This window comes from Mycobacterium sp. 852002-51152_SCH6134967 (assembly GCF_001667105.1).
GTDB lineage: Bacteria > Actinomycetota > Actinomycetes > Mycobacteriales > Mycobacteriaceae > Mycobacterium > Mycobacterium neumannii_A.
Genome location: NZ_LZIK01000064.1, coordinates 29644 through 48121 on the forward strand (window position 1 = coordinate 29644; position 18478 = coordinate 48121).

The window sequence follows — 18478 nt, forward strand, 5'->3', positions numbered from 1 at the left end:
ATGATGGGGAAGTTTGCTGAATCCGTCGCGCAGGCGTTGATTCTTTTCGCGGCGGCAGGAACGTTCAATTACTGGCAAGCGTGGGTCTTTCTAGCCGTTTACAACCTTTCCGGATGGATTCCGAGCATCTATTTGTTGCGAATCAATCCGGATGCTTTCGAGCGTCGTATGCGAGGGCCCACCGCGGAGACTCGACTAGCGCAGAAGATCCTCATCTTCGGCTGGCTCTCATCTGTTCCGGCGGCGTTCGTCGTCAGCGGCTTGGATCATCGCTTCGGTTGGTCGCAGGTACCGACTGCGATCTGTTTGGTTGGTGACGTCTTGGTAGCCGTCGGCCTGATCACGGTGACAGTCGTCGCAGTTCAGAACAGCTATGCGGCAGCAAACGTACAAGTCGAGGGAGGCCAGGAGATCGTCTCTAGCGGCCTGTACGGGATGGTGCGGCACCCGATGTACACCGGCAGCATGATCATGATGGTCGGCATCCCCCTGGCGCTCGGTTCTTATTGGGCACTTCTCACCGTCCTACTTGCGGGGATATCACTCGCTTTGCGCATCCGAGACGAGGAGAAGATGCTCCAAGAAGAGCTGGAGGGATACCGCGACTACACGCAGAAGGTCCGCTATCGACTTGTGCCGTGTGTCTGGTGAACTATGGCGAAACCTTCCGTCTGAACGAAGCGCCGATTTCCGGCACCGACGAACGGCCGCAGCTCCGACAGCGCCGTATTCACAGCAGTGCAGAAGAATTGATCGACAGCCCGGCATCCCAGCGCCATTGCGCCTTTCGTGTCCAGTCAGCCGGCGACGTCTGCTAGCTGTTTACTCAGGCTTCTGACCGACGGCGCGTTGAAGATGCTGGTAACTGCGAGTTCGATGTCAAGGGCTGCGTTGATTGCGGCGATCAGCCGCATCGCGGAAAGCGAATCACCGCCGATGTCGAAGAATGACTCGTCGACCCCCACCTGCTCGATATCTAGGGCCTTCGCGAAGATGTCGGACAATATCCGTTCGATTGGGGTGGCCGGCGCACTACAGTCTCCGACTGCGCCGGCATATTCAGATGCCGGCGCCTTTGGCGTCATCACCTGACTCGTCGCATACCGATCAGCAGCCGCATCGAGGTGGTCGTCTTCGATTGCAGGGATCAGACCAGTCGCCGAAAGCCGCCGTTCAGGATCGTCGATCATCGACAACAGGATCCGTTGCAACCGCTCCATCAATGCCTCGATGTGGGCGATGGAGAAGATATCGGTGCGGAATTGAACGTGAAGTCCCAGTTCGCGCCCAGGTTGCGCCTGAACCGCAAGCGGGTAGTGGTAGTAGTCTCGTGCCGCCAAGTCGGTGATGGCCAAGTCATGGCCGCTCGACAACGCTGCACTGTCCACGGGATAGTTCTCGTACACGAACGCCGTGTCGAAAAGCCTGTCGTGGCCCGTGAGGCGGTGAATTTCGGCCAGCCCTAGGTGCTGATGCTCGTAGGTGTCGTTGTGCATTGTCTGCAGCTGCTCAAGCAGTTCGCTGGTGGTCGTCGCGGGCGTGAGGCGCGCGCGCACCGGCACCGTGTTGATCAGCAGTCCCGCCATCGATTCGGCGCCGACCAACTCGGCGGGCCGCCCGGAGACCACCACACCCAGTGCGACATCCTGCCTGCCGGTCAACGAGCTCAACAGCAGGGCCCAGGCAGCCTGCAGCACTGTGCTGACCGTCGTTTGGTGTGAACGGGCCAGCTCGCCGAGCGCGTGTGTGGTTTGTTCCGGCACCCGGAACTCTTCAATCGCGCGCGGGCCCAGTCCCAATCGGTCCGGCGGCGCCACCAGGGTCGGGTTCGTGAAACCAGCCAACACGTTAGCCCAGGCCGTACGGGCGGCTTGCATATCCCGCTCCGCCAACCAGGTGAAGAACGCGCGATACGGCGCAGGCTCAGGCAGTCGCTGCCCGTAGTAGCCGGCGATGATCTCCTGCAGCAGGATCGGCATCGACCAGCCGTCGAGCACGATGTGGTGATTGGTCAGGACCAACCGGTGCTGGTCTGCTTTGATGCGGGCCAACGCCACCCGGAACGGCGGTTGATTCGCAAGATCGCAGACGGCGGCGCGCTCAGCATTGCTCAGATGCTGCATCTGTTCGTCGACATCGACTCCGCCCTCGCTCAGGTCGATATAGCGCCACGGCGCCACCGGGTCAGCCGGGATGAGCGCAATCGGCTCGTCGTACTGGGCGCAGAAGTGCGCCACCACGTTCGGATGTCGGGTGACGACGGCGTTCACCGCATCACGCAGCCGCGTCGGCTCCAGCGGGCCGGTGATTGTGAGATCCAGTTGCACCGCGTACACGTCGTCGCCGTCGCCCTGCGCGGCGCTCGCGTGGAAGAGGAGCCCCTGCTGCAGCGGAGTCAACGGCAATACATCAACGACCGCATGGCGGCGGCATACTTCGTCGAGCTGCAGTTGGCTCAGCCGGGCGGGCGCGATGTCCGACGGGGTCAACCCGCCGCCGCCGGCGCGCACATGCGCGCAGATACCCGCCAGTGCCTCGAACCACAAGCGGCTCAGCCGCTTGACCTCTGTGGCGTCCAGCACTGACGTTGCCCAGGTCCAGTCGGCGTGCAGCTGCGGGCCGGTCTCGGTGTCGGCCGTGGCGGCGTTGAGCTCGACGGTATGCGCCAGCGGCAGAGCCAACGCCGTCACCGCGCCCGTCAACGCCAGACCTTCTGGGCTGATCTGCCACGCATCCTCGGAGGTCCCGCCCGCCGCGCCCAGCCGACCCAGATAGTTGAACCCGAGCGCCGGGCTCGACCCGGCCAAATCCACGTCGGGGTTCAGATACCGCAGCAGACCGTAGGTGACCCCGTCGGGGAGGCCACGCAGTTGCTCTTTGGCGTCCTTGACCACCGCACCGAGCGTCGCGTCGCCGGCGCTGACCTGACCCCAGTCCAGCCCACGCCCGGCCAATGCGACCGGATAGAGGGCCGTGAACCAACCCACGGTGCGCGACAGATCCACCTCGGAGGACAGCTCCTCAGCGCGGCCGTGGCCCTCCACGTCGATGACGATCGGGGAATCACCGCTGCCGGAGAACTCCGCTGCCGCCAGGCCGAACGCGATCAATAAGATTTCGTGGATCCCCGCGTGGAACGCTGTTGGCACCTCCCCCAGTAACATCCGGGTCGTCTCGACGTCGAGTGACACCGACAAGCGTCCAGCCGTTTCGAACGTGTCAAGCGCGGGTTGCACCGCCGGAAGCGCGGGGGCGGTGGCGGCCACCCGGCGCCACATGTCGGCCTGCGCGACGACTTCCGGACGCTGCGCATGCTCGGCCAGCAGCTCCGACCATCGCGCGAACGACGTCCCGCCCGACGGCAACACGATCGGCTGCCCAGTGCGGTGCTGAGCCCAGCCAACGTTGAGGTCTTCCAACAGGATTCGCCAGGACACCCCGTCGACGGCCAGATGGTGGCCGATCAACGCCAACTGCCCGGTCGCACTCGCCCACACCGCGACCAGCATCACTCCCGCTGCCGGGTTTAGTTGCGACCGCGCCTCCACCAGCGCGGCGTCGGACAGTACGTCGACGGTTCGCAGGCAATCGTGCGCGTCCACCGTCCCGGGCTCGGGCACAAAGAGCGCCCACCCTCCGGCGCCGTCGTTCGAGACTTGCAGGCGCAACATCGCATGCCGATCCACCAGAGCCTGCAGCAGCGCCACCACGTCGGATTGGCTGACACCGGCCGGAGCCTGCATAGCCACGGTCTGGTTGAACTCCTCGATCGGGCCCTGCATGCCCTGCAGCCAGTGCATGACCGGGGTGGCCACCACGGGTCCGACACCCGCATCGGCGACGTCATTCGTACCGTCGGTCACCGCGGCCACCCGCGCCAATCGGGCGACGGTCTGCTCGGCGAAAACGTCACGCGGCCGGCACAACACACCCGCCGCCCGCGCCCGTGCCACCACCTGCATCGACAAGATGCTGTCGCCGCCGAGCTCGAAGAACGACTCGTCGACCCCGACCCGATCCACGCCCAACACCTCGGCGTAGACCCCCGCCAGCACTTCCTCGATCACGTTCGATGGAGCGCGATACTGATCCGTGCCGGTGTACTCCGGCGCCGGCAAAGCGCGGGTGTCGAGCTTTCCGTTGACGGTCAACGGAATCGCGGCCAACACCACCACCGCTGTCGGCACCATGTAGCCCGGCAACCGGTCCGCCAAGGCAGCGCGTATGCCGTTCGCGTCCACAGCGGCGCCGGGCGCCTCGGTCACATAACCCACCAGCCGCTTGTCGCCGGGGCGGTCCTCACGGGCGATCACCACCGCCTGATCGACGCCTTCGCAACGAGCCAACGCCGCCTGCACCTCACCTAACTCGATGCGGTAGCCGCGAACTTTGACCTGCTCGTCCGCGCGTCCCCAGTACCGGAGTTGGCCGTCGGAGCCCCACGACACCAGATCACCGGTGCGGTACATACGTCCGGCCTGCGCATCGGCGCCGGTGAACGGACATGCCACAAACCGCGTCGCGCTCAACGCGGCCCGGCCCAGGTAGCCGCACGCCAGACCTTCGCCGGCCACATACAGCTCACCGACCACTCCGGGCGGCACCGGACGCAGCCAGTCGTCCAGCACAAACAACGCCGCGCCCGGGACCGGCGAACCGATCGGCGGCGCACCTGTTCCGGGCACCAGCGGCGCGCTGAGCATCACGACCATGGTCGTCTCGGTCGGCCCAAAGGCGTTGATCATCACCCGTCCGGGCGCCCACCGATCCACCAGCTCCGGCGGGCAGGCCTCACCGGCGACCACCAGCGCCATCCCGTCCAACCCGTGCGGCGACAACACGCCTGCCGCCGACGGTGTCTGGGTGAGCACACTGACCTGCTCAGCGACCAACAAGGCGTGCAAGTCCTCCGACGACCGGGTCACCGAGTCGGGCACCACAACCGTGCGACCGCCGTGCAGCAGCGGACCCCAGGTCTCCCAGACCGAGGTGTCGAAACCGTAGGAGTGACACTGCGTCCACACCCCTGCCACCGGCAGGTAGGCGCCCAGTCGCTCCAAGAGCTGAATGACGTTGTGATGGGTGGTGGCCACGCCCTTGGGCACACCGGTGGTGCCGGAGGTGTAGATCAGGTAGGCGAGGTCGTCCGGGGACGGCGCCGGAAGCGCGGTATCCGGCTGATCAGCGACAGCCGGGTCGGCGATATCGATGACCAATAAGTCGTGGCCGGCGAGCCGGTGGGCCAGAGCCGCGGTGGTCAGTGCGGCGATCGGAGAGGCGTCGGCGAGGACGAACCCGATCCGCGCATCCGGGTGCGCCGGGTCGATCGGCACATAGGCCGCCCCCGTCTTGAGCACCCCGACCATCGCCACAACCGCCTCGGCCGAGCGGTCCAACAGCAACGCCACCCGCTGCCCGGGGCCCACCCCGCGAGTAGTAAGGAAGTGCGCCCACCTGTTGGCGGCCTCGTCCAATTGGCGATATGTCCACGAGCGGCCCTGACACGTCAGCGCCACCGCTTCCGGGGTACGAGCGACCTGCGCGCCGAACCTCGCCGGGATCGAGACTGCGGGCAGCCCGGGCGCGGTCAACGCCTCCCGATTACCCCACCGCTCCAGTCGGCCATGTTCCTGCTCATCGAGTAGATCGATCGTCGACAGCCGCCGCGCCGGGTCGGCCGTCATGACCAGCAGAACCCGCTGCAACCGCTCGACCAACGCTTCGATGCTGGCCGCGTCGAACACGTCCGTGCGGAATTCGACATGCCCGCCGATTCCACCCGGCTCTCCGGCCTCGCTCCACTGCTCTCCAAGCGAGAACGTCAAATCCATGCGGGCGGTGTGGGTGTCGGCCGGCATCGGGGTGACCTCTACATCACCCAGCCTCAGCTCGCCGGCGGCGTTGTTCTGCCAGGCCAGCGATACCTGGACCAGCGGATGGTGGTTCAGGCTTCGAGTGGGGTTGAGCCGCTCCACAAGCACCTCGAACGGCACATCCTGATGTTCGAACGCGGCCAGGCTTCGCTGCCGCACCTGCTCCAACACTTCAGCGACCGTCGGATCCCCAGTGAGGTCCACCCGCAACACCAAGGTGTTGACGAAGAAACCGACGAGCTCGTCCAGTGCTCGGTCGCGCCGCCCAGCGATCGGGAAGCCCACCGCCACATTGGAACTCGCGCTCAGCTTGGCCAACAGCACCGCCATCGCGGCTTGCATCACCATGAAATTCGTCGCGCCGTGCGAACCAGCCAACCGGGCGATCCCCTGCTGCACCTCCACCGGCCACTGCACCGAAAGGTTGGCACCGCGATAATCGGCCACCTGCGGGTAGGGCCGGTCAGTGGGCAGCTGTACCCGCTCCGGCATATCGGCCAAAGCCTGCTGCCAGTAAGCCAGCTGGGCAGCTATGCGGCTGTCCGGATCGGCCAGGTCGCCGAGCTGCGCACGCTGCCACAACGCGTAATCGACATACTGCACCGGCAGCGGCGCCCAGTCCGGGGCGTGTCCAGCGCACCGAGCGGCATACGCCGCGCCCAGATCACCGACCAGCGGAGCGATCGACCAACCGTCAGCGGCGATGTGGTGCACCACCGCCACCAGCACATGCTCATCTTCGTGGAGTTTGAAAAGCGTTGTGCGCAATGGAATCTCGGTGGCCAGATCAAACGGCCGACGCGCAACGGCGCCGACAGCCTCCTCCAGCCGGCTCTCCGGCCAGCCGGTCGCGTCAACAACCTGCCAGCCCACTTCCACATCCCCGACCGGCACCACCCACTGCTCCGGAATCCCGCCTGGCGCCAGGAACAGCGTGCGCAGACTCTCGTGACGTGCCACCACGTCAACCAGGGCCTCAGCCAACGCTTCAGCGTCCAGGCGGCCTTCCAAATGCAGCGCCACCGCCAGGTTGTAAACCGCGGACGGACCCTGCAGCTGATCGAGGAGCCACAATCGGTTCTGGGCAAAGGACAACGGCACCACCGCGGGGCGCTCCAGTGGAACCAACGGCTCCAGGCCGTCCCCTTCGCCGATGCGCGGCGCCAACTCGGCGACCGTGGGCGTCTCGAACAACGCACGCACCGACAGCCCGGCATCCAACGACTTGTTTACCGCTGCGATCACCCGCATCGCCGACAACGAGTCGCCGCCCAGCTCGAAGAATGAGTCGTCGACACCGACCCGTTCCAACCCCAGAACCTGGGCGTAGATGCCGGCCAGAACCTCCTCGGCAAGGCCGGACGGAGCGCGATAACGATCGGTGTCGGTGTAATCGGGTGCCGGCAAGGCGCGTTTGTCGAGCTTGCCGTTGACCGTCAACGGCAAGGCATCAAGGACCACCACAGCGGTCGGCACCATGTAGCCGGGCAGGCGCTCGGCCAAGGCCACCCGGATCTCGGCCGGTTCGGCAGTGCCGGTCACGTAACCTATCAGCCGCTTGTCACCCGGCCGGTCGTCGCGCACAACCACCGCCGCCTGATCGACGCCGACGCAGCCCGCCAACGCAGCCTGGATCTCACCGAGTTCGATGCGGTACCCGCGGATCTTGACCTGCTCGTCGGCGCGCCCCAGGTATAGCAACTGCCCGTCGGCACCCCAGCGCACCAAGTCTCCGGTGCGGTACATGCGTTGTCCGGGCGCCTCCGCGCCGGTGAACGGGCAGGCGACAAATCGTGATGCCGTCAACGGGCTGCGGCCCACATAACCGGACGCCACTCCGCGGCCGGCCACGTACAACTCGCCGGCCACCCCCGGCGGTACCGGTCGCAACCACGCGTCGAGCACGAAGAACGCCGCGCCGGGCACCGGCGTGCCGATCGGAACGACACCCGAGCCCGCCCGCAACGGCGCACTGAACGAGGTGTACCAGGTTTCGGTCGGGCCGTAGCCGTTGATCATCACACGCCCGGGGGCCCACCGATCGACGACCTCGACGGGGCATGCCTCTCCGGCTACGACCAACGCCACTGAGTCCAGACCCTCATGAGAAAGCGCCGCCGCCGCGGACGGGGTCTGATTCAGCACGCTGACCTGTTCACGGATCAGCAAAGCGTGGAAGTCATCTGGCGAGCCCACCACTGAGTCGGGCACAACCACCAAACGCCCACCATGGAGCAGCGCACCGAAGATTTCCCACACCGAGACGTCGAATGCGAACGAATGCCACTGCGACCACACGTGGCCGGTCAGCTTCAGATCGATGTCCAACGACTCCAGGAGCCCAGTGACAGTCTGGTGAGTGACCGCGACGCCCTTGGGCACGCCGGTGGTTCCGGAGGTGTAGATGATGTACGCGAAGTCGTCCCCCACGGGCGCCGGCAAGTCCGTGGCCGGATAGCTGCCGATTCGTGGTTCGTCGACCTCGACCACCGAGACCGCGCCCTCGTCTAGCCGCGACCGCATACCCGCCGTCGTGACGACGGCGACGGGTGCCGCGTCGGCGAGGATGACTGCGATGCGGGTGTCCGGATGCGCAGGGTCGATCGGCACATACGCTGCTCCGGTCTTGAGCACGGCAAGCAGCGTCACGATCGCCTCGGCCGAGCGTGGCAGAAGCAGCGCCACGCACTGTCCGCGGCCTGCACCTTGCTCAAAAAGCAAGTGCGCCAGCCGGTTCGACGCCTCGTCGAGTTCCCGATACGTCATCGAGCGGCCCTCGAAGGTCACCGCCGGCGCCTCCGGGGAGCGCGCAGCCTGTGCGGTGAACAGTGCCGGAACAGACGCCGCAGCCGGTGGCGGCGTGGTCAGCACCGCGCGTTGGCCGACCGCATCGAGAAGGGCGCGCTCTCCCTCATCGAGAACATTCACCGATGACAACCGCCGGCCCGGGTCGCCGGTCATCGCCATCAGCATCCGCTCGAACCGCCGAATCAGAGCTTCGATACTCGCGGCGTCGAAAACATCGGTGCGAAACTCGACCGCCCCACTTATCCCCGCGGGTTCACCGTCGTCACTCCAACGTTCCGAAAGGGCGAACGTCAAATCCATTCGCGCACTGTGTGTTTCGGCATCCAGAGGTGTGGCCTGCACATCACCCAACGGCAGCTCCGCGTTTCGGCCGTGACGTGACCCGGCGAAGTTCTGCCAGGCCAGCAGCACCTGGATCAACGGCTCATGGCTCCGCGAACGGATGGGGTTGAGCCGATCGACCAACACCTCGAACGGCACATCCTGATGCTCGAAGGCGGCCAGGCTGCGCGTCCGCACCTGCGCCAGTAACTCCTCGACGGTCGGGTCGCCAGACAGATCGACACGCAGCACCAAGGTGTTGACAAAGAACCCGATCAGCTGATCGAGCGCCGGGTCGCGCCGCCCGGCGATGGGAAATCCGACAGCCACGTCGGTGCTGGAACTGATCATCGACAGCAAGGCCGAGAGGGCAGCTTCGACCACCATGAAGCTGGTCGCGTTATGCTGACTCGCCAGCTGGATGACCCGTTGATGGAGCTCGGCCGGCCAGTCGACGACCACACTGGCGCCGCGATAAGAAGCCACCTGCGGATAGGGTCGATCGGTGGGCAGCTCCAAACGCTCGGGCATCCCAGCCAAGGTGTCCTGCCAGTACGCCAGCTGCGCCGCGATCAGGCTGTCGCTGTTCTCGAGATCGCCGAACTGCGCACGCTGCCACAACGTGTAGTCGACGTACTGGATCGGCAAGTCCTCCCAGCCCGGGGCCTCCCCCGCGCAGCGTGCGGCGTACGCGGTCCCAAGATCTGCGACCAATGGCGCGATGGATGAGCCGTCGGCCGCGATGTGGTGCACCACGCCCACCAGCACATGGTCGTCATCACCAAGACGGAAAAGCACTGCGCGCAAAGGAATTTCGCTGGCCAGATCAAAAGTGTGGCTAGCCACCTCCTCGACGGCCGCGGTCAATCGGTCCTCGGTCCAGCCGGTGGCGTCTATGACTTCCCAACCGATGGTCGCTTGCTCGGCCGGTACCACCACCTGTCGCGGAATGCCGTCGACCGACGAGAACAACGTACGTAACGACTCGTGACGGCTCACCACGTCGTTCAGCGCCACTTGCAGCGCATCGGCGTCAAGCCTGCCCTGCAGCCGGAACGGGAACACCATGTTGTAGATGGGTGAAGGGCCTTGCAGCTGATCGATGAACCACAGCCGGTTCTGCGCGAACGACAACGGAATCACCGCTGGCCGCTCGACAGCCACCACCGGCTCGAGTGCACCTGAATCTGGGCCGATACGGGACGCCAACTGCTCGACCGTGGGCGCTTCGAACAAGGTGCGAACCGCGACATTGGCGTCCAGCGATTTGTTGAGGGCGGCGATGACCCGCATGGCGGAAAGCGAATCCCCGCCCAGCTCGAAGAACGACTCGTCGATTCCGACCCGCTCGAGCCCCAACACTTGTGCATAGATGCCGGCCAGAAGCTCTTCGGTGAGATTGGTCGGCGCGCGGAAGTGCCCGTCTTTCTGGTACTCAGGCGCCGGAAGAGCTTGCTTATCGAGTTTTCCGTTGGCGGTCAGCGGTAGCGCATCCAGCACGACCACGGCGGACGGCACCATGTAGGACGGCAGTTGCTCGCCCATAGCGCCGCGTACCTCGTCCGGGTTTGCCGAACCAGTGATGTAGCCCACCAGTCGCTTGTCGCCGGGGCGGTCCTCGCGCGCGATCACCGCGGCCTGGCCCGCGCCGCTGCACGACGCCAACGCGGCCTGCACTTCACCGAGCTCGATGCGATAACCGCGAATCTTGACCTGCTCGTCGGCGCGGCCGACGTAGTGCAGCTCACCCTTCGGACTCCAGGACACGAGGTCACCGGTGCGGTACAAGCGCTCCCCCGGTGCGCCGAATGGGCTGGCGACGAATCGCGTTGCCGTCAAGCCTGCTCGGCCGACATACCCGTAAGCCAGCCCGGCACCCGCCACATACAGCTCCCCGACAACCCCGACCGGCACCGGCCGCATCCAGGCATCGAGCACGAAGAAGCCAAGGTCTGCCAACGGGCCCCCGATGGGGCTGGCGGTGCTGTCGAGGTCGGCGGCCATAATCCTGCGGTACGAAGCATGCACCGTGGTCTCGGTGATGCCGTACATGTTGATCAGGAATGGGTTTCCGGGGTGATTGTCCAGCCACGTGTCGAGACGTGGTGGCTGTAGCGCCTCCCCGCCGAACACGACCCGCTGCAGCGCCAGCTCACCACCCGACTCCTGCGATTGGGTCGCGCCGAAGTCGAGCCAGCGGGTCACCTGGTGTTCCCACGCCGTGGCCACGTCTTGCCAGTTGTGTTGCGCGTCGGCGGTCTGTAGCGCATAGAACGCCGACGGGGTCTGGCTCAGGACAGTGACCTGCTCGGCGATCAGCAACGAGTACAACTCTTCCGGCGACCGCACCACCTCGTCGGGCACCACCACGAGACGTCCGCCTCCGAGCAGCGCACCGAACATCTCCCAGACGGAGAAGTCGAATGCCAGCGAGTGACACTGGGACCACACGCCCCCGGGCGGTACTTGGTCGTCCAAGGTTCGCAGCAGCCGAGTCACGTTACGGTGCGCGACCGCGACACCCTTGGGCGTTCCGGTCGTGCCGGAGGTGTAGATGAGGTAGGCGATGTCGTCGGCGGCCGGCGACGGAAGACTGGTGTCGGGCTGGCTGCCCAGAGCGGGGTCGTCCACATCTACGACCAACAGGTCGTGACCGTCAAGACGCGAACGGAGATTCACCGTGGTGATCACCGCTGCGGGCGCGGCATCGCCGATGACGAACCGGATCCGAGCATCGGGATGTGCCGGGTCGAGCGGTACATAGGCCGCCCCGGTCTTGAGCACCGCCAGGATCGCCACGATCGCGTCGACCGACCGCGGCAACATCAAGGCAACCCGTTCACCCGGTGCCGCTCCATGTCCGGCAAGCAGATGCGCCAACCGGTTGGACGCCTGATCAACCTCGAGATAGGTCAGCGAGCGACCGTCACCGCTGATCGCAACTGCCGACGGTGAACGGTCCACCTGCAAGGCAAAGGATCCCGTAATCGATTCCGACTCGGACGCGGGTTCGGTCAGCGCCGCCTTGTTACCCCACTCCTCGAGGTGTGCGTGCTCTGCCTCGTCGAGCACGTCGACGGACGACAACCGCGACGCTGGGTCCTCGGTCATCGCCAGCAACACCCGCCGCAGCCGCTCGATCAACAGCTCGATGCTGACCGCGTCGAACACGTCGGTGCGGAATTCGACGTCTCCGCCGATCCCGGCCGGTTCACCCGTCTCCGTCCAGCGCTCGCCCAGGTGAAATGCGAGGTCAGTGCGGGCGGTGTGGGTGTCGAGGCTCGTCGGTGTGATTTGTACGTCACCCAAGGCCAGCCCGGCGGGGCCGTTCTGCTGCCCGGGCATGGTTTGCCACGCCAACAGCACCTGCACCAGCGGGTGATGAGCGAGGCTTCTGGTGGGCTTGAGCCGCTCGACGAGCATCTCGAAGGGCACGTCCTGGTGCTCGTACGCAGCCAGGCTGCGCGCACGGACTTGCGCCAAGAGTTCGGAGACACTCGGATCACCACCCAAGTCAGCCCTCAGGACCAGGGTGTTGACGAAGAAGCCAACCAGCTCATCGAGCACGGGGTCGCGCCGCCCGGCGATCGAAAAGCCGATGGCCACGTCACGGCTGGTGCTGACCTTCGACAACAAGGCCACCAGTGCGGCCTGGACCACCATGAAACTGGTCGCGTTGTGTTCACGGGCCACCCGAGCCACCCGTAGCTGAAGTTCCGGCGACCAGTCGACCAGCACTCGAGCGCCGCTGTAATCCGCAACCGCTGGATAAGGCCTGTCGGTGGGCAGCACCAGCCGGTCCGGCATCCCGGTCAGGGCTTGCTCCCAATAAGCGAGTTGCGCGGTGATGCGGCTCTGCGGATCGGCGAGATCGCCCAGCTGCGCACGCTGCCACAGCGTGAAGTCGACGTACTGCGCCGCCAACGGCGCCCAGTCGGGAGCCCGGCCTGCACATCGACTGGCGTAAGCCGATTTCAGATCCCTCAGCAGCGGGCCGATCGACACCCCGTCGGCCGCGATGTGGTGGACAGCGGCAACGAGCACGTGTTCTTCTTCGTCTACGCGCAGAAGCCGCGCCCTCACAGGGATCTCGGCGGCAAGGTCGAACGTGTGACGCGCAGTCTCACTGATCGCTTCGTGCAGCTGCTCCGGCGACCAGCCGGTGGCATCCACGATCTGCCACCCGAGATCGGCCTGCTCAATTGGAACCACTAGCTGCTGCGGTACACCTGCGGCCGATGGGAAGATTGTGCGCAGACTTTCGTGGCGCCCCAGTACATCGGCCAGCGCTGCACCCAAGGCAGCGGCATCGAGCTTGCCGAACAGACGCAACGAATGCGCCATGTTGTAGACCGGCGACGGCCCTTGCAGCTGGTCCAGGAACCACAACCGGCTCTGGGCGAACGAAAGCGGCACGACGTCGGGCCGTTCACCCGCCACCAGCGGTTCCAGCCCGCCCTCATCGGCTCCAATCTGCTGCGCCAACTCTGCCACCGTGGGCGCTTCGAACAGAGTGCGCACCGAGAGCTGGGCATCCATGCTGGCGTTGACAGCGGCGACCAAGCGCATTGCCGACAGCGAGTCCCCGCCCAGATCGAAGAACGAGTCGTCGACCCCGACGCGCTCCACTCCGAGCATCTGGGCGTAGATCCCGGCAAGGATCTCCTCTGTGAGGTTCGCCGGGGCACGGTAGCGATTGGTGTCGCTGAACTCGGGCGCCGGCAGGGCGCGGGTGTCGAGTTTGCCGTTGACGGTGAGCGGCAACGCGTCCAGCACTACGACCGCCGTGGGCACCATGTAGGGCGGCAACCGCTCGGCCAGCGTGGCCCGAAGCTCGGCCGAGTCGACCGAGCCGGTGACATAGCCCACGAGCCGCTTGTCGCCGGGGCGGTCGTCACGCGCGATCACCGCCGCCTGCACGACGCCTTCGAGCGCCGCCAGCGATGCCTGCACCTCGCCGAGCTCGATGCGGTAACCGCGGATCTTGACCTGCTCGTCGGCGCGGCCCAGATAGTCCAGCTGCCCGTCCGCGCGCCAGCTCACCAGGTCCCCGGTGCGATACATTCTTCGTCCTGGCGCTCCGGCGCCACCGAATGGGCACGCGACGAAGCGCGACGCCGTCAGCCCCGGCCGACGGACATAACCGGTCGCCACGCCGTCGCCGGCCACGTACAACTCTCCGACCACACCCTCGGGAACGGGACGCAGCCAGGTGTCCAATACGAACAGCGACGCTCCGGCCACGGGCGAGCCGATCGGCACGGCCTGCGCCCCCGGTGTGAGCGGCGCGCTGATCGCCACACACATCGTGGTCTCGGTGGGGCCGTAAGCGTTGACCATCCGGCGCCCGGGTGCCCACCGATCCACCACCTCGGCCGAGCAAGCCTCACCCACGACGACCAACGCCATCGAGTCCAATTTCTCAGGCGAGAGCACACTGACCGCAGACGGAGTCTCGGTCAGCACGCTGACCTGCTCTGCTGCCAACACCTCTTGGAAGTTCTCCGGCGAGCGCGTCACCTCTTCGGGTACCACCACCAGGCGGCCGCCGCGCATCAAAGCTCCGAAGATCTCCCACACCGAGACGTCGAAGGCCAGGGTGTGGCACTGCGCCCACACACCGATGGCCGGCAGGGCGGAATCCGGTGACGCCAACAGCTGGGTCACGTTGCGGTGGGTGACCGCAACGCCCTTGGGGGTGCCGGTGGTGCCGGACGTGTAGATCACGTAGGCGATGTCGTCGGGCGCCGGCGACCGCGGAGCGGTGTCGGGCTGGTCATCGACGGCGGGGTCGTCGACGTCGATGACCGTTACTGGGTGGCCGTCGAGTCGGTCGGCCAAACCGGCGGTGGTGACAACAGCCAGCGGCGCCGCATCAGAAATGATGAAGCCGATGCGGGCCTCGGGCAGCGAGGGGTCGATCGGCAGATACGCCGCACCGGTTTTGAGCACAGCCAGGATCGCGACCACTGCCTCCGCGGACCGGTTGAACAACACCGCGATGCACTGTCCTGGCCCCGCCCCTCGGCCCGCGAGTAGCTGCGCCAGCCGGTTGGCCGCCAGCTCGAGCTCCCGGTAGGTCGACGAACGCTCGCCGCATACCAACGCCACCGCATCGGGCGTCTGCGCCGCCCACCCCGCGAACAGTTCGACGATGGATAACCCCCGAGCGGGACCATGGGTCAGAACCGCCCGGTTACCGAACTCGTCAAGGCGAGCGTGCTCGTCGGAGCCGAGCACGTCCACCGAGGACAGCGGCCGCCGCGGGTCGGCGGTCATCGCCACCAGGAGCCGCTCCAGCCGGTCGATGAGAGCCTGAACAGCTTGCGGGCCAAAGACATCGGTGTCGTATTCGACGCGAAGACCGATCTCGTCGCCCGGAATGGCCTGCACAGTCAGCGGATAGTGGTTGTACTCGCGGCTCGCGAATTCGGGGATCGCCAACTCGTGGTCGGCTTCCAGGGCGGCGGTGTCGACGGGATAGTTCTCGTAGACGAACATGGTGTCGAACAACTGGTCGTGACCGGTGACCCGGTGAATCTCGTTGAGCGCGAGATGCTGGTGTTCAAGCGTGCGGTTGTACGCGTCCTGCAGCTGTTCGAGCAGATCCGCCGTGGTGGTCGTCGACGTGATGTCGGCGCGGACCGGCACCGTGTTGATCAGCAGGCCCACCATCGATTCGGCGCCGACCACGTCATCCGGGCGTCCAGAGACCGCGGTGCCGAACGCGACGTCATGCTGACCGGTCAACGAGCTCAGCAGTTGTGCGAACCCGCCCTGCAGCACAGTGCTGACCGTGGTGTGCAGCGCGCGCGCCAAGTCACCGACGGCGCGCGTCGTGTCGGCTGACACCCGGAACGACGCGACGCTTCGCTCGCCGCGCACCAACTGATCTGGCGGACCCACCATGGTGGGGGTCTCGAAGCCGGCGAACACCTCACCCCAGGCCGCCCGGGCGGCGTTGTAGTCGCGACGGTTGAGCCAGCTGATGAAGTTGCGGTATGGCGCCGCCGCGGGTAACGGCTGGCCGTAATAGCTGGCGAAGATCTCTCGCAGCAGGATGGGCAGCGACCAGCCGTCCACGACGATGTGGTGGAACGTCAGCACGAACCGGTACCGGTCATCGGCGGTGCGGAGCAGCGCCCCCTGGAAGGCCGGCTGGTGGGCGAGATCGCAGACCGCGGCGCGTTCGGCAGCGCAGACCGCCTGGACCTGTTCGGTGATTTCGGCGTCGGCTCCATTCAGCTCGACGTACCGCCACGGCAGCTGGGGATCAGCCGGAATGATCTGGACGGGCTCGTCGAACTGCGCGCAGAACCGCGCCGAGAGGTTCGGATGCCGGTTCGCCACCGTCTGCACCGCATCGTGCAGGCGGTGCCGATCGAGCCGACCGTCGATGGCGATCTCCAACTGCACGGCATAGACGTCGTCGATGGCCTCCGCAGCACGCGCTGAATGGAACAGCAGCCCCTGCTGCAAGGGGCTCAGCGGCAGGATGTCTGCGATCGCATGCTGGCTGTGCAGGTCGTCCAGCTGCTGCTGCGTTAGGCGGGCCGGTGCGATATCGGAGGGTGTCAGTCCGCCGCCGCCTGCACTGACGTGCGCGCAGATGCCGGACAGCGCCTCGAACCACAGTCGGCTCAGTCGGCTGACCTGGCCCTCATCGAGCGCCGAGGTTGCCCACGTCCAGTTGGCGTGCAACTGCGGGCCGGTCTCGGCGTCGACGGTGGCGGCGTTCAGCTCGAGCGTGTGCATCAACGGCATCGGGATGTCTGCGGCCGCGGCGGTCGCTGACAAGCCGTCCTGGCTCATCCGCCATGTTCCGCCGACAGTCTCCGCGCCCGGAGCGCCCATCCGGCCCAGATAGTTGAAGCCGATGGTGGGGTCGGGACCCGCCAGCTCGACGTCGGCGTTCAGATACCGCAATACGCCGTAGGTCAGCCCGTCCGGCACTGCGCGAAGCTGCTCTTTGGCGGCCTTGAGCGCCGCCCCCAGCGATGCCTCACCGGCGGTCACCTGCGCCCAGTCCAGACCGTTGACCGTCAGCGCCACCGGGTATTTGGTGGTGAACCACCCCACCGTTCGCGACAGGTCGACGTCGGCGGCGATCTCCTCCTGCCGACCATGCCCCTCCACGTCGATACCGATCGGGTCGCCGTCAGCGGCGAAGAACTCCGCCAGCGCCAGGCCGAACGCGATCAACAGGATGTCGTTCACGCCCGCGTGGAATGCCGACGGCACCTCCCCCAGCAGCATGCGCGTGGTCGGCTCGTCCAGCGACAACGAAATGCGCCCCGCAGTCGCGAACGTATCGATCGCCGGCTGCACGGCCGGTAGCACCGCAGGGGCGGCCGCCACCTGACGCCATGTCTGCGCCTGCTGCACCACGTCCGGGTCTTGCGCGTACTCCGCCAGCAGGGAGGCCCACCGGGCGAACGGTGTCCCCCCGGCGGGCAACTGCACCGGCTTGCCGCCGCGACGCTGTGACCAAGCGATGTTGAGGTCTTCCAGCAGGACTCGCCAGGACACGCCATCGACGGCCAGGTGGTGTGCGACCAGCACCAGCTGAGAAGTGGACGTTACCCACAAGGCCCTGAGCATGACGCCCGCGGCCGGGTCCAATTGTGAGCGCGCTGCGACCAGAGCTTCTTCAGACAACGAGTCCACGGTGCGCAGGCATGCGGCGGCGTCGACCGACCCCGCCTCCGGCACGTTCAGTGACCAGTTGCCGGCTCCATCGTCGTCGACGCGCAGCCGCAGCATGGAGTGCCGGTCCAATAGCGCCTGCAACAGCGCCACCACGTCGGCCTCGGTCACCTCGGCCGGGGCTTGGGCCACCACCGTCTGGTTGAACTGATCGACCGGACCGTCGACGCCGGCCAGCCAGTGGATGATGGGCGTCGCAGGAATCTGGCCCAAGCCCTCGTCGACGACCTCGACGTCGCCGGTCGTCGCGCGCGCCACCCTGGCCAGTCGGGCCACGGTCTGTTCGACGAAGATGTCACGCGGTCGGCACTTCAACCCCGCTGCGCGTGCTCGGGCTGCGACCTGCATCGACAGGATGCTGTCTCCGCCCAGTTCGAAAAAGGACTCGTCGATCCCGACCCGCTCGACTCCGAGTATTTCGGCATAGATGTCGGCCAAGACTTCCTCGACCGCGTCGGTGGGCGCACGGTAAGTGTCGCTGCCCTGGTATTCCGGTGCGGGCAGGGCGCGTTTGTCGAGTTTGCCGTTGACCGTCAAGGGCAGCGACTCGAGCACCACCACCGCCGTCGGCACCATGTAGGCCGGCAGACGTTGGGCAAGGGCGTTGCGAAGCTCGGCCGAATCGGCCGTCCCGGTGACATAACCGACCAGACGTTTGTCACCGGGCCGGTCCTCGCGCACGATGACCGCTGCCTGCGCCACACCGGCCAACGCGGCCAGGGCCGCCTGGATCTCCCCGAGCTCGATGCGATACCCGCGGATCTTGACCT

General features: G+C 66.3%; 3 protein-coding genes (1 of these 3 cut by a window edge). 2 read left to right on the forward strand and 1 reads right to left on the reverse strand.

Annotation, left to right across the window (positions count from 1 at the left end; translation table 11 throughout):
* Both A5790_RS20485 and A5790_RS25865 read left to right on the forward strand, forming a co-directional pair.
* Positions 1-651, forward strand: coding sequence for an isoprenylcysteine carboxylmethyltransferase family protein (locus A5790_RS20485; RefSeq protein ID WP_066848494.1), 651 nt, complete (start codon positions 1-3; stop codon positions 649-651).
* Entirely contained in the window at positions 648-818 is a 171-nt protein-coding gene (locus tag A5790_RS25865) for a hypothetical protein (RefSeq protein ID WP_156656471.1), read from the forward strand. Before A5790_RS20485 ends, A5790_RS25865 begins: the two co-directional genes overlap by 4 nt.
* Here the strand turns inward: A5790_RS25865 and A5790_RS20490 are convergent.
* On the reverse strand, positions 798-18478 hold the 3' portion of the coding sequence (locus tag A5790_RS20490; RefSeq protein WP_156656472.1) for a non-ribosomal peptide synthase/polyketide synthase. Its footprint extends 2524 nt past the window's final position; the window shows 17681 of its 20205 coding nt (coding positions 2525-20205); its start codon lies off the right edge, out of view; the stop codon is at positions 798-800. The two genes, A5790_RS25865 and A5790_RS20490, sit on opposite strands and share 21 nt — an antisense overlap.

What these genes read in the sequence shown, in the direction of transcription:
- A5790_RS20485 (WP_066848494.1), top strand. Translation starts at nt 1, where the DNA reads ATGATGGGGAAGTTTGCTGAATCCGTCGCGCAGGCGTTGATTCTTTTC.